At 39.1% G+C, this 22,405-nt stretch carries 21 protein-coding genes; 18 read left to right on the forward strand and 3 right to left on the reverse strand.

Going from position 1 to position 22,405, the window contains the following annotated elements:
* Positions 1-222 precede the first annotated feature (222 nt).
* Both HMPREF0693_RS09595 and ampG read left to right on the forward strand, forming a co-directional pair.
* Positions 223-801, forward strand: coding sequence for a YajG family lipoprotein (locus HMPREF0693_RS09595; protein ID WP_004245091.1), 579 nt, complete (start codon positions 223-225; stop codon positions 799-801).
* Between the two features lie 57 nt (positions 802-858).
* Positions 859-2,379 carry a muropeptide MFS transporter AmpG gene (gene ampG, locus HMPREF0693_RS09600; protein WP_004245096.1) on the forward strand — a complete coding sequence of 507 codons (1,521 nt, stop codon included), beginning with the start codon at positions 859-861 and terminating at the stop codon, positions 2,377-2,379.
* A gap of 99 nt (positions 2,380-2,478) precedes the next feature.
* On the opposite strand, the gene dbpA is transcribed toward ampG, so the two are convergent.
* Positions 2,479-3,852 (reverse strand): ATP-dependent RNA helicase DbpA, encoded by a 1,374-nt coding sequence (gene dbpA, locus HMPREF0693_RS09605; protein WP_004245097.1) that lies wholly within the window; start codon positions 3,850-3,852, stop codon positions 2,479-2,481.
* 355 nt (positions 3,853-4,207) lie between these two features.
* Here dbpA and HMPREF0693_RS09610 point away from each other — a divergent pair, with 355 nt between their 5' ends.
* The 7 genes from HMPREF0693_RS09610 to HMPREF0693_RS09640 all read left to right on the forward strand — a co-directional run bounded on the left by HMPREF0693_RS09610 (position 4,208) and on the right by HMPREF0693_RS09640 (position 11,786).
* Positions 4,208-4,969 carry a nucleoside-specific channel-forming Tsx family protein gene (locus HMPREF0693_RS09610; protein ID WP_004245098.1) on the forward strand — a complete coding sequence of 254 codons (762 nt, stop codon included), beginning with the start codon at positions 4,208-4,210 and terminating at the stop codon, positions 4,967-4,969.
* Between the two features lie 496 nt (positions 4,970-5,465).
* Positions 5,466-6,416 (forward strand): cytochrome o ubiquinol oxidase subunit II, encoded by a 951-nt coding sequence (cyoA, locus tag HMPREF0693_RS09615; protein WP_004245101.1) that lies wholly within the window; start codon positions 5,466-5,468, stop codon positions 6,414-6,416.
* A gap of 4 nt (positions 6,417-6,420) precedes the next feature.
* On the forward strand, positions 6,421-8,403 hold the full coding sequence (gene cyoB, locus HMPREF0693_RS09620) for a cytochrome o ubiquinol oxidase subunit I (protein WP_012367478.1): 1,983 nt from the start codon (positions 6,421-6,423) through the stop codon (positions 8,401-8,403).
* Complete coding sequence (locus tag HMPREF0693_RS09625; RefSeq protein ID WP_004245104.1) at positions 8,403-9,014, forward strand: cytochrome o ubiquinol oxidase subunit III; 612 nt, start codon at positions 8,403-8,405, stop codon at positions 9,012-9,014. Before cyoB ends, HMPREF0693_RS09625 begins: the two co-directional genes overlap by 1 nt.
* Entirely contained in the window at positions 9,014-9,346 is a 333-nt protein-coding gene (locus HMPREF0693_RS09630) for a cytochrome o ubiquinol oxidase subunit IV (RefSeq protein ID WP_004245105.1), read from the forward strand. The genes HMPREF0693_RS09625 and HMPREF0693_RS09630 overlap by 1 nt, the downstream gene beginning before the upstream one ends.
* Positions 9,347-9,357: 11 nt before the next feature.
* Positions 9,358-10,242 carry a heme o synthase gene (gene cyoE, locus HMPREF0693_RS09635; RefSeq protein ID WP_017827760.1) on the forward strand — a complete coding sequence of 295 codons (885 nt, stop codon included), beginning with the start codon at positions 9,358-9,360 and terminating at the stop codon, positions 10,240-10,242.
* A 173-nt stretch (positions 10,243-10,415) separates the two neighbouring features.
* Positions 10,416-11,786, forward strand: coding sequence for an MFS transporter (locus HMPREF0693_RS09640; protein ID WP_004245109.1), 1,371 nt, complete (start codon positions 10,416-10,418; stop codon positions 11,784-11,786).
* Positions 11,787-11,849: 63 nt separating this feature from the next.
* Here the strand turns inward: HMPREF0693_RS09640 and HMPREF0693_RS09645 are convergent, their stop codons facing one another.
* Positions 11,850-12,341 (reverse strand): YajQ family cyclic di-GMP-binding protein, encoded by a 492-nt coding sequence (locus HMPREF0693_RS09645; RefSeq protein WP_004245110.1) that lies wholly within the window; start codon positions 12,339-12,341, stop codon positions 11,850-11,852.
* A gap of 257 nt (positions 12,342-12,598) precedes the next feature.
* Between HMPREF0693_RS09645 and panE the strand changes: the two genes are divergently transcribed.
* The 4 genes from panE (at position 12,599) to HMPREF0693_RS09665 (ending at position 15,243) form a co-directional block, all read left to right on the forward strand.
* Entirely contained in the window at positions 12,599-13,519 is a 921-nt protein-coding gene (gene panE / locus HMPREF0693_RS09650; protein WP_026164680.1) for a 2-dehydropantoate 2-reductase, read from the forward strand.
* On the forward strand, positions 13,488-14,105 hold the full coding sequence (gene yajL, locus HMPREF0693_RS09655; RefSeq protein WP_004245113.1) for a protein deglycase YajL: 618 nt from the start codon (positions 13,488-13,490) through the stop codon (positions 14,103-14,105). The genes panE and yajL overlap by 32 nt, the downstream gene beginning before the upstream one ends.
* 170 nt (positions 14,106-14,275) lie before the next feature.
* Positions 14,276-14,857, forward strand: coding sequence for a hypothetical protein (locus HMPREF0693_RS09660; protein WP_004245114.1), 582 nt, complete (start codon positions 14,276-14,278; stop codon positions 14,855-14,857).
* Between the two features lie 5 nt (positions 14,858-14,862).
* Positions 14,863-15,243, forward strand: a complete 381-nt coding sequence (locus tag HMPREF0693_RS09665) for a type II toxin-antitoxin system YafO family toxin (RefSeq protein WP_004245116.1) — start codon at positions 14,863-14,865, stop codon at positions 15,241-15,243.
* Between the two features lie 107 nt (positions 15,244-15,350).
* Here HMPREF0693_RS09665 and thiI read toward each other — a convergent pair whose 3' ends face one another.
* Positions 15,351-16,802 carry a tRNA uracil 4-sulfurtransferase ThiI gene (gene thiI / locus HMPREF0693_RS09670; protein ID WP_004245118.1) on the reverse strand — a complete coding sequence of 484 codons (1,452 nt, stop codon included), beginning with the start codon at positions 16,800-16,802 and terminating at the stop codon, positions 15,351-15,353.
* Between the two features lie 198 nt (positions 16,803-17,000).
* Between thiI and xseB the strand changes: the two genes are divergently transcribed.
* From xseB to rbsA, 5 genes are all read left to right on the forward strand, one after another.
* Positions 17,001-17,264, forward strand: coding sequence for an exodeoxyribonuclease VII small subunit (gene xseB, locus HMPREF0693_RS09675; RefSeq protein ID WP_004247215.1), 264 nt, complete (start codon positions 17,001-17,003; stop codon positions 17,262-17,264).
* Positions 17,265-18,188, forward strand: coding sequence for a (2E,6E)-farnesyl diphosphate synthase (gene ispA / locus HMPREF0693_RS09680; RefSeq protein WP_004245120.1), 924 nt, complete (start codon positions 17,265-17,267; stop codon positions 18,186-18,188).
* 66 nt (positions 18,189-18,254) lie between these two features.
* Complete coding sequence (dxs, locus tag HMPREF0693_RS09685; protein ID WP_004245121.1) at positions 18,255-20,129, forward strand: 1-deoxy-D-xylulose-5-phosphate synthase; 1,875 nt, start codon at positions 18,255-18,257, stop codon at positions 20,127-20,129.
* A gap of 340 nt (positions 20,130-20,469) precedes the next feature.
* Positions 20,470-20,889 (forward strand): D-ribose pyranase, encoded by a 420-nt coding sequence (gene rbsD, locus HMPREF0693_RS09690; protein ID WP_004245122.1) that lies wholly within the window; start codon positions 20,470-20,472, stop codon positions 20,887-20,889.
* A 7-nt stretch (positions 20,890-20,896) separates the two neighbouring features.
* On the forward strand, positions 20,897-22,405 hold the full coding sequence (gene rbsA, locus HMPREF0693_RS09695) for a ribose ABC transporter ATP-binding protein RbsA (RefSeq protein ID WP_004245123.1): 1,509 nt from the start codon (positions 20,897-20,899) through the stop codon (positions 22,403-22,405).

Raw genomic sequence — 22,405 nt, forward strand, 5'->3', positions numbered from 1 at the left:
TATTGAGCGACAGGAAACACCGAGTTAGTTAAAAAACCGCGCCTTATATCCCCGACCTGAAGGACGGGGTTTTACGGTGCTTTGGATAAAACGTATTGATAAAAATCAGATAATTTCGTTCATTAAAGGGATATTAGCTACGCTTTTGCAGTGGTATGATAGGCAAAATAGCCACCCTTATCTGCTGAGAAAACGGCAGAATTACTTAATCGAGACACTATCATGATAAAAAATTTACTTTGTGCCGTGTTTGCGCTGACACTGCTGGCAGGATGTGCAACACCAAGCAATAAATTATCGATTGAGCCAGTGATGTCTGTACCACCATCAGATCCAACTATGCGCCCAATTACACTTAGTATCACCAGCCAAGATAAACGACCTTCGAAAAACTTAGCGGAAATGAGTCGTAATGGTAAGTTAGAGGTTTTAGTCCCCACACGTGATTTAGCTTTTCTAATGCAAGAAATCGTTCAAAAACAGATGATGGCACGTGGCTATACTTTTGGCTCTCCAGCCGCAGCTGACGTAATTGTGGTGATAAATAAACTGAACGCAGATATTAGTGAAGGAAGTCTACGCCATAATATTAGTGCTAAAGCAGATATTTCCGTTGTTGTCAGCATGCCTAATGGTAGCACAAACACTAAAACCTATCGTACTAGCTACAATGTACAAGGCCCATTTGGCGCATCCAATGATAAAATAGCGGCAGCGATTAATAATGTTTTATCTGAGCTTGTCAGTGATATGGCAAAAGATCCTTCCGTCAGCCAATACATCAAATCTAACGCTCGTTAATTAATAAAAAACGGCTTGTAAAGATAGCAAGAAACAAGCCGTTAAAAGGAATTTTGCATGCTTCAAGCCGCCTTTAAACAGACCACTTGGTATAAATCTTTTATTTTACTGTTACTTGGTTTCACTTCGGGCTTACCCCTTGCATTAACAGCAGGAACCTTACAAGCATGGATGACAGTAGAAAATATCGATTTAAAAACGATTGGTTTTTTCTCATTGGTTGGCCAAGCTTACGTGTTTAAATTCCTCTGGTCGCCGTTTATGGATCGCTATACACCTTCATTCTTAGGCCGCCGCCGGGGATGGATGTTATTAACACAAATCGGTCTTGTGTTAGGTATTGCGGGTATGGGCTTTTTAAACCCTAGCCATCATTTATGGTGGTTAGCCTCGTTAGCCGTCATCGTCGCTTTCTGTTCTGCCTCACAAGACATCGTCTTTGATGCCTATAAAACCGATATCCTAAAAGCCGATGAACGAGGCACAGGTGCAGCAGTCTCTGTGCTGGGCTATCGAATAGCGATGCTGGTTTCTGGGGGCATGGCGCTATGGCTTGCAGATAAATATATTGGCTGGCAAAACATGTACTGGCTAATGGCTGCCTTAATGGGCATTGGTATTATCGCCACGCTATTAGCTCAGGAGCCAGAAACCGCCGTCAAACCTCCACGTACACTCTATGAAGCCGTTATAGAGCCTTTATATGAGTTTTTCTCTCGTAATAATGCATGGTTAATTTTACTACTTATTGTGCTATACAAAATGGGAGATGCCTTTGCGTTAAGCTTAAGTACCACATTCCTTATTCGTGGCGCCGGATTTGATGCAGGTGAAGTGGGATTAGTCAATAAAACGCTTGGATTGGCAGCAACCATTGTCGGAGCCTTATTAGGCGGTTTATTAATGCGCCGTTGGACTTTATTCAAAGCGCTGATGATCTTTGGTATTTTGCAAGGGGGGTCAAATATCGGCTATTGGTATTTAGCTATCTCTGAGCAAAATATTTATAGCATGGGAGCGGTAATCGCTTTCGAAAATATTTGTGGTGGTATGGGAACGGCGGCTTTCGTTGCTCTACTAATGACACTATGCCATCAATCTTTTTCAGCAACACAATTCGCCCTTCTTTCCGCCTTAGCGGCTATCGGCCGTGTCTATGTTGGTCCTGTTGCAGGCTGGTATGTAGAATCCCATGGCTGGGAAGCGTTCTATCTTTTCTCTATTGTTGCCTCTGTTCCCGGTATTATTTTGCTGATGATCGCTAAAAATACACTCACTTATACGCAAAAAACTGGCGAATTTTTACAACGAACATTATTTATTAAACAATACCGTTTAGCGATTTATGGTTTACTCTTTGCCGTATTACTATTTTTGTGTAGCTTAATATTACTTATTATTAATTCGTTACCAAATTTAGAGATGTTTCAGTCAGTTGATTTTATACAATCTATTAATAGTGAATTATTAAGCGAGCTTACTTCTACACTCTTCTTATATGGTGTCATTATTGGCGCCGTTAGCTTAATTATCGGGACTATTTTAGATTACTTGGCACTGAAAAAAACAGCTAATTAAGTTGCCTCAATCAATCATCTATTCAAGGACAGCCTAGGCTGTCCTTTTTCTATGTTATCTCTTTATGCTCAAACAGAAAATAATAGGTGATATAACAAATTATCTAAACAGTCTGACTTTTACTGATTTACCTTTAATTTTACCTTGTTGAAGGCTTTTCCATACCTGTTTAGCAATGGACTGTTTTACCGCTACATAGGCATGAGTTGGATGGATATTTATCTTACCAATATCTTCTCCACTAAACCCTAAATCTCCAGTTAATGCACCAAGGATGTCCCCTGGACGCATTTTTGCTTTTTTACCGCCATCAATACATAGTGTTGCCATTGTCGCAACCAATGGTGTGATTGATAAACCTGAAGGGGCTGATTGCCAATCCAGTTTTATATTCAACATTTCTTCCAGAGCATTGGCGCGAGGGATCTCTTCTGGTGCGCAAAAACTAATCGCTAAACCACTTTCTCCCGCTCTGGCTGTTCGTCCAATTCGATGTATATGAACTTCCGGATCGTGTGATAATTCATAATTAATCACCATTTCTAGCGCTTTGATATCTAAGCCTCGCGCAGCGACATCTGTGGCGACTAACACTCGACAGCTACCATTAGCAAAACGGATCAATGTTTGGTCGCGCTCTTTTTGCTCCATATCGCCATGTAACGCAAGGACACTTTGGTTGCTTTCGGTCAAAGCTTCATACACATCTTGGCAATCTCTTTTGGTATTACAAAATACCACACAAGAATTAGGTTGATGATGACTCAAAAGCTTTTGTAATAATCCCAATTTGCCATAACGGGAGATCTCATAAAATTGTTGTTCAACCGCTGGCAATTCATCCGGTGAATTAATCTCAATAGTGACAGGATCTTGTTGAATTTTTCGACTAATTTTAGCGATTTCATCCGGCCAAGTTGCAGAAAAGAGCAAAGTTTGACGTTGTGCCGACATTTGAGAAATGATGTCGCTAATATCATCAAAAAATCCCATATCCAGCATTCTATCTGCCTCATCAAGTACCAATGTTTTTACATCAGCAAGTGTGACAGTCTGCTTGTTTAAATGATCTAATAAACGCCCCGGAGTCGCGACAATAATATGAGCAGCATGAATTAATGAATCCCGTTGAATGCTAAAAGGCACCCCACCACACAGAGTCAGAATTTTAATGTTAGGCAGAAAACGAGCCAGTCGACGTAACTCATTAGCGACTTGATCAGCTAATTCTCGAGTTGGACATAATACTAATGATTGAGTATTAAATTGTTTTGCATCAATACGTTGCAATAAACCTAAACCAAAAGCTGCTGTTTTGCCACTTCCGGTTTTTGCTTGGGCTCGAACATCTTTCCCGGCAAGAATAGCAGGTAAAGACGCTTCTTGGACGGGAGTCATCGTTAAATAGCCAAGCTCATTAAGATTAGTAAGTTGCTCAGCAGGAAGTGCATGAAGATCAGCAAATGAGGTCACAATAAAATTCCGAATTAATAAGAAAAAAACAGTTATCTGCCATGATACTATCCCTTTTTTATGGTGTCGTGAGATATTTCACCTCACCTTCGTCATTTCTGTTAATTAAAACTTATTGCCATCATTATTCTTCTTCTCTCACTCTATATTCTTTTCATTAACATACCAAAATAATAAAAACAAACTAATCAATACTAAACTTCCGATAAAGAAAACCCAGATCAATATTCTAGAATATGATCATATTTTAGATACAAAGCACTATAAAAAAACACTTTATAAATTATAGTATCAAAACAAACAGTGAGAATAATTCACACCACAAACAATACAACAGAAAAACTAATTATACGTTATGATAAGAAAATCAATTTTATTGTTTATTACAACAACATGCACTTTACCTGCACAGGCTAATTATCTCGGTGGATTTGCTAATATCAGTATCAATTATCTTGACTGGACGACACATACCACCCATAAAACAGGCCAAACTTCCCATAAAGATGATTTTGCTTATTTAGAACTTGAAGGGGGAGCCCACTTTTCATGGGGTGAGTTTTATGGCTTTTTTGACTTAGAAAATCCTTTTAATAATCGACAAACACAGCCCGGCGATAATCAGCGCTATACCGTCAAAGGAACTAGCCGTATTTATTTAGCTGACAGTGGATTAAACCTTTATGGCCATGTATATGGTACTTGGTCACTGCCCGGAAAAGAATATGGCGGTAATTTCCATGAGGTTAATACACTTTATGGTATTGGGTATAACACACAATTAGCAGATATCTGGTTTAAACCTTTTATAGCTTTACATTATGTCGATCAAACTTATTATTCAGGAAATAATGGCTATGTGGTTGGTTGGGTTGCCGGTTACGATTTTAACCTGGTAAATCAAAAGTTTAGCATCACAAATTGGCATGAGATGGAGTTTAATCGTAATAAACGTTATGGCAATGGCGGAAAAAATGGCTTTAATGGAGCTGTCGCTATTTGGTGGCACCCCACGGCTTCCATTACTACAGGCATTCAATACCGCTATGCTTATAAAAAGTTAGGAGAAAACTTTTTACAAGATGGTGTGATCTATAGCTTAAAATATAACTTCTGATGGCTAATTGTTAATTTTTGTGACAGCGAATCACTTTTTATTCGCTGTTTGTCATTTTTAGCAGTTAATAAAAAAATTTCTTCTATAATAGAAATATTCAACAAACAATCAATCTGCGATATAAAAAATCATATAGCGATTAAATAAAGATACGAAACATCAAGATAAAACGAAATTTGCTTTCTAATACTCCTCAGACCTGTACTGTGTTTACTTTTTAGACAAAAAACGTTTTCTTACACTTTTTGCTGTAATTTTTTTTGTAAAAATATGTATTTATTTTAAAAACATGCTACTTTATGAAATTATAGTTAATTCACAATAATTAAATTAACATTTATTTAATAGTTTAATTACTTGTGATCACATTAACACAAAAGACTAACCAATCACTTACTTACCATTACAATTGTTTACACTGTAGCAACCTTACCGTAAAATGTCCTTACTGATACTGATGAAACAACAATAGAACCTTTATCATTTGGGTCGTTGGATGAGACTTATGAAATACATAAAAAGTATTGGGACACTCTCGCTATTAGCAGCCGCTGTTCTTTTAAGTGGTTGCGATATGGCGTTAATGAATCCCAAAGGCGCTATCGGCGCTGAGCAAAAAACATTAATCCTCATTGCGCTTGGTTTAATGTTGATTGTTGTGATACCGGTAATTCTGATGGTGATTGTTTTCGCTTATCGCTACCGTGAATCCAATACTAAAGCAACTTATCGCCCTAATTGGGCTCACTCAAATAAAATTGAGCTTGTCGTGTGGACCGTGCCGATTATCATTATCGTGATATTGGCAACCATCACATGGAAAACAACCCATGAACTTGATCCCTATAAACCACTAGTTTCAGATGAGAAACCGGTTACCATTGAAGTGGTTTCAATGGACTGGAAATGGTTGTTTATCTATCCAGAACAAGGTATTGCAACCGTTAACGAACTGGCTTTCCCAACCAATGTTCCTGTTAATTTCAAAATTACCTCTGATTCTGTCATGAACTCATTCTTTATCCCGCGCTTAGGTGGACAAATCTATGCCATGGCTGGAATGCAAACCAAACTTCACTTAATTGCTAATGAACCAGGTGAATACCAAGGTATGTCAGCAAGTTATAGCGGACACGGTTTCTCTGACATGAAGTTTACCGCCATTGCGACACCTGATCGTGCAGGCTTTGATGCATGGGTTGCAAAAGTAAAACAGTCATCAGATACGTTAAATACCACCGCTGCATTTGATGAACTTGCTAAACCAAGCCAGAAAAATCCAGTGACCTACTATTCAAGCGTGAAGCCGATGTTATTCCAAGAGACCATCTCTAAATTTGGTCATACAGGTCATGGCGCTCACACCGGTAGCAATCAGACTGAACACTCTGATGCAACAATGAATATGAACATGAGCCACGCGGCACATGCAGGAGCAGAGGAATAAAGGCATGTTCGGAAAATTAACTCTCGATGCAATCCCGCTACAAGAACCCATTGTTGTCGTAACCCTAATCGGCATCATTCTTGGCGGTCTTGCTGTTGTTGGCGCTTTAACCTATTTCCGTAAGTGGAAATGGCTATGGAGCGAATGGTTAACCAGTGTTGACCATAAAAAAATTGGTATTATGTATATCATCGTTGCAATGGTCATGATGTTCCGTGGCTTTGCCGATGCCATTATGATGAGAAGCCAACAGGCACTCGCCTCAGCGGGTGAAGCCGGTTTCTTACCACCTCATCACTACGATCAGATTTTTACCGCACACGGCGTTATCATGATTTTCTTCATGGCAACACCTTTCGTTGTCGGTCTGATGAACCTTGTTGTACCTTTACAAATTGGTGCGCGTGATGTGGCATTCCCATTCCTAAACTCACTGAGTTTCTGGTTCTTTGTCGTCGGTGTACTGCTTATCAATATCTCTTTAGGTATTGGTGAATTCGCACAAACAGGTTGGTTAGCTTACCCACCACTTTCGGGCTTGGAGTACAATCCTGGGGTCGGGGTCGACTATTGGATATGGAGTTTACAGATATCCGGTATTGGTACGCTTCTGACGGGGGTTAACTTCTTCGCCACTATCCTGCGTATGCGTGCACCAGGCATGACAATGATGAAAATGCCAGTGTTCTCATGGGCTGCATTATGTACTAACGTACTGATTATCGCTGCATTCCCAATTTTAACCGTCACTATCACACTACTGACGTTAGACCGCTATCTTGGTACACACTTCTTTACCAATGATATGGGCGGTAACATGATGATGTACATCAACCTTGTTTGGGCTTGGGGTCATCCAGAAGTTTATATTCTTATTCTGCCAGTCTTTGGTGTGTTCTCTGAAGTTACCGCGACGTTCTCTAAAAAACGTCTATTCGGTTATACCTCTTTAGTCGGTGCGACCGTTGTTATCACCGTCTTATCATTTATCGTTTGGTTACACCACTTCTTTACCATGGGCTCAGGTGCCAACGTTAATGCCTTCTTCGGTATAGCCACCATGATCATCGCTATACCCACAGGGGTTAAAATCTTTAACTGGCTGTTTACCATGTATCAGGGCCGTATCGAGTATAAAAGCCCTATGCTATGGACAATCGGTTTCTTAGTCACCTTCTCAGTAGGGGGGATGACTGGGGTACTATTAGCGGTTCCTGGCGCAAACTTTGTATTACATAACAGCTTGTTCTTAATCGCTCACTTCCACAACGTCATTATCGGTGGTGTGGTGTTCGGTTGTTTTGCTGGTATGACTTACTGGTTCCCTAAAGCATTTGGCTTCACGCTTAATGAAAAATGGGGTATCCGCGCATTCTGGTTCTGGTTTATCGGTTTCTTTATGGCCTTTATGCCACTGTATATCCTTGGCTTTATGGGTATGACTCGCCGTTTAAGCCAAAATATCAACCCAGAATTCCACCCAATGCTGATGGTTGCTGCTGGTGGTGCCGCTCTGATTGCTCTTGGTATTGTTTGCCAAGTTATCCAAATTTACGTCAGTATCCGCGACCGCCACTTAAACCGTGATTTAACAGGTGATCCATGGGGTGGACGTACTCTGGAATGGTCAATTTCTTCTCCTGCACCTTTCTATAACTTTGCCGTTGAACCGCAAGTGAAAGCTCGTGATGAGTGGTGGGATCAGAAAGAAAAAGGTACTGCTTATCAGCGCCCTGCAAAATATGAACCTATCCATATGCCAAAAAATACCGCAGCAGGCGTCATTATCTCTGCATTTAGCTTAGTGTTTGGCTTTGCCATGATCTGGCATATCTGGTGGTTAGCGATTGTTGGTTTCGCAGGAATGATAGTCACTTGGATCGCGAAAAGCTTCGATACAGATGTTGATTACTATGTCCAAGTACCTGAAATTGAAACCATCGAGAATAAGCATTATGAAGAACTGAAAAAAGCAGGTGTGAAATAATGTCAACTCAAACTTTAAATAACGCAAACGCCCATGAGCATCATGGGCACCACGATGCAGGAGCGACGAAAGTTTTCGGCTTCTGGATCTATCTAATGAGCGACCTTATCCTGTTTGCCAGCTTATTCGCCACTTATGCGGTGCTTGTTAACGGGATTGCTGATGGTCCTTCAGGTAAAGAAATCTTTAGCCTGCCTTTTGTTTTAGTTGAAACCTTCTTACTACTGTTTAGTAGTATCACTTTTGGTTTCGCCATGCTTAGCATGAATAAAGGTAGTGTTAGCCAAGTCAATCTGTGGCTATTCGTTACCTTCTTATTCGGTTTAGGCTTCGTGGTAATGGAAGTGTATGAGTTCCATGAACTTATCGCTGAAGGTTATGGCCCAGATCGCAGTGCATTCTTATCGGCATTCTTTGCCTTAGTATCAACACACGGTCTGCACGTAACAGCGGGATTAGTTTGGATTATTATTATGATGATCCAAGTATCACGCCGTGGTTTAACTGATGTTAATCGCACTCGTTTAAGTTGCTTAAGCCTGTTCTGGCACTTCCTTGATGTTGTCTGGATCTGTGTGTTCACCGTAGTTTATCTGATGGGAGCGATGTAATGAGTCATCCAAATACTTCTCCTTCAGGCGCAAGCCACGGCAGCATGAAGTCCTATCTGATTGGCTTTATTCTGTCCGTTATCCTCACCGTGATCCCATTTTGGATGGTGATGGAAGGAACAGCTACAACCTCAACTATCTTATGGACAGTCGTTGGTATGGCCGTCGTACAGATTGTTGTTCATTTAGTCTGTTTCTTACATATGAACACGTCCTCAGAAGAGCGCTGGAACGTTATCGCATTCCTATTCACCTTGTTGATTATCGGCATTGTTGTGATTGGCTCACTGTGGATTATGTACAACCTGAACATCAATATGATGATGGATTAAGAGTTGTCGCTATGATTAAGCAATACCTACAAGTCACCAAACCAGGAATTATTTTCGGAAATTTAATTTCTGTGATAGGTGGTTTCCTTCTCGCCTCAAAAGGCGAGATTGACTACCCCCTATTTTTCGCGACTCTACTTGGGGTGTCTCTGGTCGTTGCTTCTGGTTGTGTTTTTAACAACTATATTGACCGTGATATTGACCGTATCATGGAAAGAACGAAGAATCGTCCATTAGTTCAAGGATTAATCGACCCGCAAATTAGCCTTATTTATGCCTCAGTATTAGGTATTGCAGGTGTTGTGCTGCTCTATGTAGCAGCCAACCCACTTGCAATGTTTATCGCTGTATTCGGCTTTATTATTTATGTTGGGGTTTATAGCCTCTATATGAAACGTAAATCTGTTTATGGCACACTGATTGGTAGTTTATCAGGCTCTGCACCACCGGTTATCGGCTACTGTGCTGTTAGCGGTGAATTTGATGCGGGTGCAGCAATTTTATTACTTATCTTTAGTTTGTGGCAAATGCCTCACTCTTATGCCATTGCGATTTTCCGTTTTAAAGACTACCAAGCAGCCAATATCCCCGTATTACCTGTTATTAAAGGGATCTCAGTCGCTAAGCGCCATATTATTCTCTATATTCTGGCCTTTATGATTGCAACGCTGATGCTAACTTTAGTGGGATATGCAGGGTATAAATACCTGATTGTTGCCTCTGCAGTCAGTATCTGGTGGTTGGGCATGGCATTATCTGGTTATAAAGCAACCAATGATAAAGTGTGGGCAAGAAAATTATTTATATTTTCTATCATTGCCATTACATCATTAAGTGTAATGATGTCTGTTGATCCCACCAGTTCAACAGAAACGGTTCTCGCTTATCTGAGATAATGTAATTTCAATTGCAAAAAATGCTAATGCCAGTCAATCATGACTGGCATTTTTAGTTTAAATGCCACATTCAGCCTTATCAGTACAATTTCGTCTTTTTTTGTATCCCATTTATTGATTAACCTCGTGACAAAATACTATTACAATGAGGTATCAGTAATACGAGGTAATCCATGAATGATAATAAAATGACTCCATTAGAGCGCAAAGCGACATGGGGACTAGGAGCTGTTTTCTCTCTTCGCATGCTTGGCATGTTTATGGTACTTCCCGTTTTAACCACCTACGGACTGCAACTACAACATGCGACAGAATCGCTAATTGGATTAGCTATTGGTATTTATGGATTAACTCAAGCAATCTTCCAAATTCCTTTTGGATTTTTCTCAGACAAATTTGGCCGAAAATCAATGATTGTTTTCGGCTTAATTATTTTTATTGTTGGTAGCATTATTGCTGCTTTAAGTGACAGCATTTATGGCATTATCATCGGGCGAGCATTACAAGGTGCTGGAGCTATATCTGCCGCAGTGATGGCTCTGTTATCTGATCTAACCCGCGAACAAAATAGAACCAAAGCAATGGCCTTTATTGGCATTAGCTTTGGTATTACGTTTGCCTTAGCCCTTGTTTTAGGGCCAATACTCACACATATTTTTGGCTTACAAGGCCTATTTTGGGGCATTGCCCTACTCGCTTTCGGCGGGATTATGATCACCCTCATTACCGTACCGAATAGCGAACATCATATACTTAATCGAGAATCAAGTTTTGTACGAGGAAGTGTCAAAAAAGTTTTATTTGATGCGCAATTATTAAAGCTTAATGTCGGGATTTTTTCACTACACACTTTATTGATGGCCGCTTTTGTCGCACTTCCTTTGATCATGCATAATGCCGGATTAGTTAATGAGAAACATTGGGTTGTTTATCTAGTCACTATGCTGATTGCCTTTATTTCAGTATTACCCTTTATTATCTATGCAGAAAAAAAACGTAAAATGAAACAAGTGTTCTTACTGTGTATCTTTCTGCTGATTATTGCTCAAGCTATTTTTATGATTTCAGGAACCAGCTTGTGGCTAATTATTTTAGGTATTCAGATATTCTTTATTGGTTTTAATATTATGGAGGCACTGCTACCTTCATTAATTAGTAAAGAAGCACCAGCAGGTTATAAAGGCACAGCAATGGGGATTTATTCCACCAGCCAATTTCTAGGTGTAGCATTAGGTGGTATTTTAGGTGGATGGCTCTACCAACATTACGATGCTCAAGCAGTCTTTGCTGGATGTTTATTGATTGGCTTAGTTTGGTTTGCCATTAGCTTAACATTACGTCAACCACCTTATGTTAGTAGCTTACGTATAGAATTGCCGGCACATTTATCAAATGCTCAACAACAACAATTAGAGCAGAAATTTAAGCAACAACCTGGTGTTAATGAAGTGGTAATTATGGCACACGAACAAAGTGCTTATATTAAAGTGGATACCAAGCAGACACCAAGAGCGACATTAGAATCGTTAGTGCTCGGTGTTTAAACCTCATATACCCTGTAAATGCGCTGAATAAACCAAACAGCGCATTTTTTTATACTTTCGTCATTAATCACGAAAATTGGTAAATTGGAAAGGCTGACCTAATTCACCCTCTCTAACTAATTTCATCACAGCTTGCAAATCATCACGTGATTTACCTGTTACTCGTACTTGCTCACCTTGGATCTGTGCTTGTACTTTTAATTTGCTGTCTTTGATCATTTTAACGATTTTTTTCGCTAAAGGAGTATCAATACCTTGTTTTAAGGTCGCTTCTACACTGTATGTTTTTCCGCTGTGAGTCATCTCTTCAGGGATATTTAAAACAGCACCATCAATCCCTCTTTTTGCCATTTTCTCACGCAGAATATCTAATAACTGCTGCACCTGAAATTCAGATACACTAGTTGTTTTTACTGACTCAGTTTTTTCGTTTAACTCAAAACTTGCTTCAACATTACGAAAATCCCAACGAGTAGTCAGTTCACGTTGTGCGTTCTCTACCGCATTGCGCACTTCATGCAAGTCAACTTCAGATACGATATCAAAAGATGGCATTCGTTCTTCCTCAATAAATAAAAACAAACCTGAATAATAGCTGTTTTTCACTCAGCAAAAAAGCCATACTCATGTCATTACTCTTGACTTTCCATATAACAAAGCAGAGATAGCTTCAGCAAGTGAAGATAAACGATGTTATAATTTGATATAGCTCTCAATTTGCATTGATAAAATTACCGAACTGTTAATAATATTAGGTTAATGTTAGATGAATAATATGGAGCGCCTGTTTACCATTTAGCAGGAGAAAAATGATGAAAATAACCGTATTAGGATGTGGTTCAATTGGTAAACTTTGGATTGCAGGATTAACGCAACAAGCCCATGAAGTACAAGGATGGTTAAGAATACCTCAACCTGATTTTGACGTTAACGTTGACTCCATTAATGGTATCCCATTTCAACAACGCATTATAGCCAACCAAAAAACATGGCTACAACACAGTGAGTTACTGCTTGTTTGCTTAAAGTCTTGGCAAGTTTCAGACGCGGTTAATGCACTTATCCCTCACCTCTCTGCTGATTGCCCGATTTTACTGATCCATAATGGTATGGGAACACTAGATGAGCTCACCCTACCTGAAACACCGACTAAAAGAGCGATATTACAAGGTATAATCACTCATGGTGCTTATCAACAAGATCAAAAAGTGCTCCATACAGCAGAAGGGATCACCCACATTGGTCCACTAAATACAACAGCACGTCAATACGGTTATTTAGCTGAAATTTTACATCAAGCTTTACCGGATGTAGCTTGGCACAATGATATTCATACTATTAGCTGGCTAAAATTAGCCGTAAATTGTGTTATCAACCCTTTAACGGTGTTTTATCAATGTCGCAATGGTGATTTATTAAAATACCCTGAGCATATCCAGAAAGTCTGTGATGAAGTTTATCAGGTAATGGAGCGAGAAGGTGTTATACCTACCTCTAGATCACATTTACATGGTTATATTATCGATACCATAGAGCAAACTGCTAATAATTACTCATCTATGTATCAAGATGTGAAATATCAACGCCATACCGAAATCGATTATATTACAGGCTATCTATTACGTAGGGCATCAGGGCAAGGACTCGTGTTACCCGAAAATAAGCGACTTTTTCAATTTATAAAACAGAAGGAAGGCAATTATGACCATATCCGCACTCATCTGTCTAGCTAATGGTAGTGAAGAAACAGAGGTTGTTACCACCGCTGATTTACTCGTTAGAGCTGGAATTAAGGTCATACTTGCTAGTGCTGAAGATGATGTTGATGACTTAGTGATCACCTGCTCACGAGGGATCAAATTAATTGCTGATGTCCCATTAGTTCGTGTTGTTGATCACCATTATGATGCCATTATTTTACCCGGAGGATTAATAGGTGCAGAAACCTTACGAGATAGTCCTCTTGTTGTTGAAAAAGTACGCCGCATGCACAGTGAAAATAGACTAGTTGCCGCTATTTGCGCAGCTCCTGCGATCATCTTAGAGTCTCATAACCTCTTTCCAATAGGCAATATGACAGGTTTCCCCGGCTTAAAAGATAAAATCGAACCTAAAAAATGGGTTGATTATCGGGTTTACTTTGACGAAAGAGTCAATCTGATTACTAGCCAAGCCCCTGCTACCACTATAGATTTCGCACTTAAAATTATTGAGCGCCTAAAAGGTAAAGCAGTTGCAGCTGATGTCGCTAAACAACTTGTATTACCACCAGGTATTTATAATTATCAAGATGAATTTACTGGGCTTGGGGATAGGTAAATACCATATATAGGATCTCTTACTTAACACCTAATCTTATTAATAAACATATTATTTAATAGTTATAAATCTATTTTTAAGACTTATTTCAATGTTTGTTTCTTGTTTTTGATTTCAAAAAACATACTAACAGGTTAAAATGTAAAATAACTTCTGGAGGATAAGGCATAATGAAAACTCTCCAATATCACAAGAACTTACCCAAACTTGTTACTTTAATTTCTATGGGATTAGCCTCAGTGCCAGCAGAAAGCTTCAAACATAACCAACTATCATTTACACCGGATATCCAATATTCTTTCAGTTCAGCGCAATTTAACCAATTCGTTGCTATCCCTATTGATGAAGCTACTGAAAAAATGAATATTTTAGCCGAATCAATTAATAAACATTTAATTCATTTAAAAGAGAAATGGATAAATCCTCCTCATTATTTTATTAATGAAGATGATTATTATCAAATAAACAAAAGTATAAAACGTTTAGATAATTCTTTAACTGATATCAAAAATATTCTTCTTTCATTACCAAAGAGTGATACACAAAAAAAACAAAGTGTACTCTTATTTGGTCGTTCTTTAGCTCATTATCGGAGTGTATTAACAGAGTTTATTTCATTTATAGAACAAACTCATCAACCATCAAAAACAACTAATAAGAAACCTAATATAATAAGTGCTGATATGCAAAGATTAATACAAACAGAGCATAAAAAGTTAGGTCTAAGTAAACCTAAATTTAATAACCATTAATAAATATGATCGAAATTTCAATACATCCTGATATTGAAAATAAAACTATTGCTAATGAATACGCTAAATTATTAAAACTTTGGAAAGAAAAAAAAGTATTATCTTGTTATTTAGGTGCTGATGGTAAATGGGAAAATAGTGCGAAATTATGTCAATCTCTCATTTCTAAAATACATATTAGAATACCTAATGAACCTAAGTGGCATGAAAATATGCCTCAAATACAAAGAAAATCAAATCATTACTTAGTTTATTGTCAACATTGGCTTTACCCAAATAGATATCAAATTATTGCTATTATGTCACCTAATGCACACGAGTTAGCAAAAACATCATTCCTAGCAGAGTTGGAAAAAAGGGCTGAAGAATTTCAAAATAATTTTTAATAAACACTGTATTTTAATATATCCCCCCAAAATCATATTAGCATCCTAATTATTGGGGGGGTATCTCTATTATATTATTAATACGACTTTCATAAAAAATAACTATATTACTTCTTACGATACACTTTTACGTTATTAAAGCCTTGTTCACGTAAATATAGTGCTTGTAAACGACTCATCATACCTCGCTCACAATAGAGCAAATAAGTTTTGCTGTTATCTAAATCACCAAATTGTGTACTTAATTTATAAAATGGTAATTCTTTAACATCTACACCCTCTAATTTTAGAGGTGAGTTTTCTTGTTCTTCTGGAGAGCGGATATCCAGTACAACGTCATTCGTTGCAAACTCAGAGACCATTTCAACTTCTGTTACTTGCTGTACCGTCTCTTCAGCAATACGGCGAATATCCATATTCTTAGCATTTTCAACAACACTATCGAGAATAGAAAAATCAAATTTTTCTTCTTCAGCTTCGATTTTGGCTTTAACCGCTTTTACTGTAGGATTCTTGGAGATAACACCACAAAACTCTGGCATAGTACGAGCAAAATCTTCCGTACCAATTTGGCGAGCGATATTAATGATATTTTCTTTATCGTGTGTGATAAGAGGACGCAGAATTAAGGTATCCGTCGCATTATCAATTAAACGTAGATTGGTTAATGTTTGGCTAGAAACCTGCCCTAATGCTTCACCTGTTACAATAGCTTGTACGCCATAACGCTCAGCAACACGAGATGCCGCACGCACCATCATACGTTTCAGAACAACCCCCATCTGGCCATCATCAATTTTCTCTAAAATTTCTGCCACAACGGGTTCAAAATCAACGGCAACAAAATGTACTTTATGAGAGCGTCCAAAGCGGTTCCAAAGATAATGTGCAACTTGTTTAACGCCAATTTCGTGGGCTGAACCACCAAGATTAAAAAAGCAGTAATGAACACGACTACCGCGGCGCATCAACATATAACTTGATACACCAGAATCATAACCACCAGAGATAAGTGATAATACATCTTCTTGTGTACCAATAGGGAAACCACCAATACCTTCATAGCGAGCATTAACTAGGATCAGCTTATCATCTTCAATTTCTAGATTAATGGTCACATCCGGACGAGTTAATTTTACTTTTGCACTTTCAACGTGTTGGTTAAAACCACCACCCACATAACGCTCTACTTCATTAGAAGTAAAACTGTGTTTACCACGGCGTTTAGCTCTTACGCAAAACGTTTTGTTTTCAACTAAATGACCAAAGGCAGCAAAGGTCTGTTCAAAAATATTATGTAAATCGGTATAGCTATGCTCTTCAACTTGTAAAAAGTGATGAATACCTGGGATACGAGTTAGCGCATCACACACCGCTTCGCTTTTACTTTCGTCTTTACTGACAACCACAATGTTGTCCCAGTGGCGAACAACCGTGATATCATCACCTAATGTACTTAATACATTGCGAATATTACTGGTCAGAATTTTGATAAAACGTATACGAACAGATTGGCTTTTGATCGTGATTTCGGGGAATAATTTAATAATAAACTTCATAGTCAATGGTCATAGGTTATTAAGTAGAGACATAAACTACAGTGATATTAATTGACTGGAGTTTATAAAAGTCACAAAGTATATCACCAATATTTAGGCCTCACCCGCAAAAATCGCTGACTGAATAAGAAATTTTCTTCTCAATTGTAGTAAGATGATCACTATTATTCAGCTAACATGCTTTTCATCAAAAATATTATGGCTAAAAAAACGACATCAATTAACCAAGACACCACGCAAACTCCAAGTTTTGAAGCTTCGATGCAAGAACTTGAGCAAATAGTTAACCGCTTAGAATCAGGTGAATTACCTTTAGAAGAGGCCCTTAATGAGTTCGAACATGGTGTTCGTTTAGCTCGTGTGGGACAAAAAACATTACAAGATGCTGAACAACGTGTTCGCATCTTACTCAAAGAGGATGATGACGCTACACCTGATGATTTTATCCAAGAGGCTGAATAATTGAGTAACGCAACTTTATGTACGGATGCGTTCCGTCAAAAATTACATTCTGCACATCAGCGTGTTGATGAAGCACTCAACCAAGCGCTACAAACGTTGCCTTTTTCTGATATGCCACTCAGCCAAGCAATGCGCTACGGAGCACTCTTGGGGGGGAAACGTTTACGCCCATTTCTCGTTTATGCGGTAGGAGAAATGTTTAACGTACCTGTTGCTAATCTTGATGTGCCAGCAGCCGCTATTGAGTGCATTCATGCATATTCACTGATCCATGACGACTTACCGGCAATGGACAATGATGATTTACGTCGAGGAAAACCCACTTGTCATATTGAGTTTGGCGAAGCCAATGCCATTTTAGCGGGTGATGCATTACAAACCTTGGCCTTTGAAATTTTAGCCAAAAATGCGATGCCTGATGTCGCCATTGCCGATCGCGTAGCCATGATTGCTGAATTAGCCACAGCCAGTGGTTTAGCGGGTATGTGTGGTGGACAGGCACTTGATCTTGATGCCGAAGATAAATCAATTGATCTTGTCGCTCTTGAGAAAATTCATTTACATAAAACAGGTGCATTAATTCGTGCAGCGGTTCGCCTAGGGGCACTTAGCGCAGGGCAAAAAGGGCACGATGTGTTACCTGCACTGGATAAATATGCCCACTCTATAGGCTTGGCTTTCCAAGTTCAGGATGACATTTTAGATGTTATTGGGAGCACTGAAGAGACTGGAAAGCGACAGGGAAGTGATCAAGAAGCTGGAAAAAGTACTTATCCGGCTCTACTTGGTTTAGCACAAGCACAAAAGAAAGCACAGGAATTGTATAACGAAGCATTGGATGCCTTAGCGTTTCTTGAACAATACGAGTACGATACCTCTACGCTAAAACAATTAGCGAATTTTATCGTAGAACGGAAAAACTAATAAAAAATAAAAAGAGCAGCTTACCTGCTCTTTCCCTATTACAAGTCATTAATTAATAGGCATCACATGAGCATTGATATCGAAAAATATCCCACATTGGCGTTGGTTGAAACACCCGAAGATTTACGCCTATTACCAAAAGAGAGTTTACCTAAACTCTGTGATGAGCTAAGGCTATATCTTCTTAACAGTGTCAGCCGCTCAAGTGGTCACTTCGCCTCAGGTTTAGGTGCTATTGAGTTAACGGTTGCGCTTCATTACGTTTATAAAACTCCCTTTGACAATCTGATTTGGGATGTGGGCCATCAGGCTTATCCTCATAAAATATTAACGGGTCGTCGTGATCGCATTGATACTATTCGTCAAAAAAACGGCTTACATCCCTTCCCTTGGCGTGATGAGAGTGAATATGACAAACTCTGTGTTGGTCATTCATCCACCTCTATCAGTGCTGGACTGGGTATGGCTGTTGCTGCAGAGCAAGAAAACCTAGGCAGAAAGACTGTTTGTGTGATTGGTGACGGTGCAATTACTGCAGGAATGGCATTTGAAGCCATGAATCATGCCGGTGATATTAATCCAGATATGCTAGTGGTACTTAACGATAATGAAATGTCGATTTCAGAAAATGTCGGGGCACTAAATAACCACCTTGCACAACTTCTATCTGGCAAACTGTATACCACGCTACGTGAAGGTGGCAAAAAAGTCTTTTCTGGTATTCCCCCAATTAAAGAATTACTGAAAAAGACAGAAGAACATATTAAAGGCATGGTTGTGCCCGGCACCATGTTTGAAGAGTTAGGTTTTAACTATATTGGTCCAGTTGATGGTCACGATGTTATTGCTTTAGTACAAACGCTCACGAATATGCGCGATCTAAAAGGGCCGCAACTTTTACATATTATGACCAAAAAAGGTCGGGGTTACGCTCCCGCAGAGCAAGATCCAATCAGTTGGCATGCGGTACCTAAATTTGATCCGAAGACCGGTACTTTACCTAAAAGCCCGAATGCACGCCCGACGTTTTCAAAAATTTTTGGGGACTGGTTATGTGAAGAAGCCGCCACTGATGAAAAATTAATGGCAATCACCCCTGCTATGCGTGAAGGCTCTGGTATGGTGCGCTTTTCTAAAGAGTACCCCGCACAATACTTTGATGTCGCAATTGCGGAGCAACACGCCGTCACCTTCGCTGCTGGATTAGCCATTGGTGGTTATAAGCCGATCGTGGCTATTTACTCTACCTTCTTACAACGCGCTTATGATCAAGTGATCCACGATGTGGCTATCCAAAAACTCCCGGTACTCTTTGCTATCGATCGTGGTGGCATTGTTGGTGCGGATGGTCAGACCCACCAAGGAGCTTTTGATCTCTCTTTCTTACGCTGTATCCCTAATATGATTATTATGGCACCTAGCGATGAAAATGAGTGTCGCCAAATGTTGCACACAGGTTACCATTATCAAGAAGGGCCTGTCGCTGTACGTTATCCTAGAGGATCAGGGGTTGGTGCGCCATTACAACCGCTGAGCGAACTTCCTATAGGAAAAGGTATTATTCGTCGCCAAGGTAAAAGTATTGCAATTTTAAACTTCGGAACCTTATTACCCGAAGCCTTAGATGTTGCAGAAAAACTGGATGCAACAGTTGCAGACATGCGCTTTATCAAACCACTAGATAAAGAACTGATCCTTTCTCTTGCCAAACAACACGACATACTGGTCACCTTAGAAGAAAATGCCATTATGGGTGGCGCAGGTAGCGGCGTTAACGAGTTATTAATGCAAGAGCGTTGTTTAGTGCCCGTACTCAATTTAGGGTTACCTGATCTTTTTGTGCCACAAGGTGGACAAGAAGAGATCAGAGCCGATTTAGGACTTGATGCAACAGGCATTGAAAAATCGATTAAAGCTTATCAGGCTCATTCTTTGAGCTAATATTCCAAAAGTCTCTCTTGCTTGTAAAGCCGGAGAGACTTTTGATAAGGTTAATAAATTCTGACTTTATTTTCTTGTAAAAACTGCCCTTATTTCTTTTCTTTTTTAATTATTTTCAAATCTTGTTAAAGATCACTTTTTAATGAAATTAACTGTAATTTATCAATTTTAAAATTGAATCCATTCAGCGTTAATTGATTCAATCAGTTAGATTTTTCCTTTTTTCTTTCCTTTAACGAAACGTTTCGATCACCCTCACAATATAAATAAATCCAACTTGTTTTCCTATTTTCATTTCCTACTATGTAGAACAGCGAAACGTTTCGCTGAGGAGGCAAAGATGAAAAAAGGTGTATTACTTAATAGTTCAATTTCTAGCGTAATTGCACGTTTAGGACATACTGACAAAATAACGATTGCAGATGCTGGATTACCCATACCCTCCTCTGTTGAGCGTATCGATCTTGCTTTAACTCAGGGGATCCCTGACTTTATGTCAGTGTTACAAACGATCACCCATGAAATGCAAGTCGAAGCCGTTATGCTTGCCATAGAAATTAAAAATATAAACCCACTTCTTTTTAGTGAGATAACCCGTTATTTGCATTTATTAGAACAACAACAAAAAAAACCTATCGAGATCATTTATGTCACTCATGAAGAATTTAAAACACAACTTCCAGATAATAAAGCGGTGATAAGAACAGGTGAATGCTCTCCTTATGCCAATATCGTGCTGTTTTCTGGTGTGACTTTCTGAGGCCAATATGGAAGCATTACTTGAATTAAAAAATATTGATAAATCATTTCCAGGCGTAAAAGCATTATCTGGTGCGACGTTACGAATTTATCCTGGCCGAGTGATGGCACTTGTTGGTGAAAATGGCGCAGGTAAATCCACACTAATGAAAGTGCTAACAGGTATCTACCAAAAAGACGCAGGTGAAATTATTTATCAAGGGGAACGTTGCTCTTTTAATGGTCCTAAGTCTTCTCAAGAAGCCGGAATAGGTATTATCCATCAAGAACTCAATCTTATCCCTGAATTAACCATTGCAGAAAATATCTTTTTAGGTCGCGAGTTTACCCGTGCATTTGGTGCCATTGATTGGAAAAAAATGTATGCAGAAGCGGATAAATTACTTGCTCGCTTAAACCTTCCTTATCGCAGTCATCGCTTAGTTTCTGAATTATCCATTGGTGATCAGCAAATGGTTGAAATTGCCAAAGTACTCAGTTTTGGCTCTAAAGTGATTATTATGGATGAACCGACAGATGCATTGACAGACACCGAAACTCGCTCTCTGTTTAGTGTGATAACTGAATTAAGAAATCAAGGTTGTGGCATTGTCTATATCTCACATCGATTAAAAGAAATTTTTGATATTTGTGATGATGTAACTGTGTTGCGCGATGGTCAATTTATTGGCGAAAAGCCCGTTTCTTCATTACAAGAAGAGACTCTTATTGAAATGATGGTAGGCCGTAAATTAGAAGATCAATACCCTCGCATCCATATTCCTGCAGGAAAAACTAAACTTAATGTCTCTCACTTAAGTGGTGCAGATATACATGATGTCAGCTTCTCCCTATATGAAAATGAAATTTTAGGTATTTCAGGGTTAATGGGCGCAGGCCGTACTGAATTAATGAAAATGATTTACGGTGCATTGCCAAAAACACAAGGTAGCGTGGCGTTAGAAGGTAAAATTTGTCAGATCAAAAAGCCTGCAGATGCACTTGCCCAAGGTATTGTTTATATCTCTGAAGACAGAAAACGCGATGGTTTAGTGCTAGGTATGTCAGTAAAAGAGAATATGTCACTGACGGCGCTACCTTATTTTAGTCGCACTATGGGGATCTTAAATCATAAAGAAGAGCAATTAACTGTCAGTGACTTTATTAAATTGTTCAACATAAAAACCCCGTCCATCAATCAGATCATTGGTTTTTTATCAGGCGGTAATCAGCAAAAAGTCGCTATTGCTCGCGGACTAATGACTCGTCCTAAAGTGCTTATTCTTGATGAGCCTACCCGCGGTGTCGATGTGGGGGCGAAAAAAGAGATTTACCAATTAATTAATAAGTTTAAACAAGAGGGATTAAGCATCATTTTGATCTCTTCAGAAATGCCAGAGGTAATGGGAATGAGTGACCGCATTTTAGTTATGCATGAAGGTCGTATCAGCGGTGAGTTTTCTGCCAATAATGTCACACAAGAGATGCTAATGGCGGCGGCTGTTGGTAAACAATATGGTGCTACAGTAGGAGTTTGA

The sequence above is a fragment of the Proteus mirabilis ATCC 29906 genome (assembly GCF_000160755.1).
GTDB lineage: Bacteria > Pseudomonadota > Gammaproteobacteria > Enterobacterales > Enterobacteriaceae > Proteus > Proteus mirabilis.

Coding starts and splice junctions, on each gene's coding strand:
- HMPREF0693_RS09595 (WP_004245091.1), top strand. CDS start 223: ATGATAAAAAATTTACTTTGTGCCGTGTTTGCGCTGACACTGCTGGCA.
- ampG (WP_004245096.1), top strand. CDS start 859: ATGCTTCAAGCCGCCTTTAAACAGACCACTTGGTATAAATCTTTTATT.
- HMPREF0693_RS09610 (WP_004245098.1), top strand. CDS start 4,208: ATGATAAGAAAATCAATTTTATTGTTTATTACAACAACATGCACTTTA.
- cyoA (WP_004245101.1), top strand. CDS start 5,466: ATGAGACTTATGAAATACATAAAAAGTATTGGGACACTCTCGCTATTA.
- cyoB (WP_012367478.1), top strand. CDS start 6,421: ATGTTCGGAAAATTAACTCTCGATGCAATCCCGCTACAAGAACCCATT.
- HMPREF0693_RS09625 (WP_004245104.1), top strand. CDS start 8,403: ATGTCAACTCAAACTTTAAATAACGCAAACGCCCATGAGCATCATGGG.
- HMPREF0693_RS09630 (WP_004245105.1), top strand. CDS start 9,014: ATGAGTCATCCAAATACTTCTCCTTCAGGCGCAAGCCACGGCAGCATG.
- cyoE (WP_017827760.1), top strand. CDS start 9,358: ATGATTAAGCAATACCTACAAGTCACCAAACCAGGAATTATTTTCGGA.
- HMPREF0693_RS09640 (WP_004245109.1), top strand. CDS start 10,416: ATGAATGATAATAAAATGACTCCATTAGAGCGCAAAGCGACATGGGGA.
- HMPREF0693_RS09645 (WP_004245110.1), bottom strand. CDS start 12,341: ATGCCATCTTTTGATATCGTATCTGAAGTTGACTTGCATGAAGTGCGC.
- panE (WP_026164680.1), top strand. CDS start 12,599: ATGAAAATAACCGTATTAGGATGTGGTTCAATTGGTAAACTTTGGATT.
- yajL (WP_004245113.1), top strand. CDS start 13,488: ATGACCATATCCGCACTCATCTGTCTAGCTAATGGTAGTGAAGAAACA.
- HMPREF0693_RS09660 (WP_004245114.1), top strand. CDS start 14,276: ATGAAAACTCTCCAATATCACAAGAACTTACCCAAACTTGTTACTTTA.
- HMPREF0693_RS09665 (WP_004245116.1), top strand. CDS start 14,863: ATGATCGAAATTTCAATACATCCTGATATTGAAAATAAAACTATTGCT.
- thiI (WP_004245118.1), bottom strand. CDS start 16,802: ATGAAGTTTATTATTAAATTATTCCCCGAAATCACGATCAAAAGCCAA.
- xseB (WP_004247215.1), top strand. CDS start 17,001: ATGGCTAAAAAAACGACATCAATTAACCAAGACACCACGCAAACTCCA.
- dxs (WP_004245121.1), top strand. CDS start 18,255: ATGAGCATTGATATCGAAAAATATCCCACATTGGCGTTGGTTGAAACA.
- rbsD (WP_004245122.1), top strand. CDS start 20,470: ATGAAAAAAGGTGTATTACTTAATAGTTCAATTTCTAGCGTAATTGCA.
- rbsA (WP_004245123.1), top strand. CDS start 20,897: ATGGAAGCATTACTTGAATTAAAAAATATTGATAAATCATTTCCAGGC.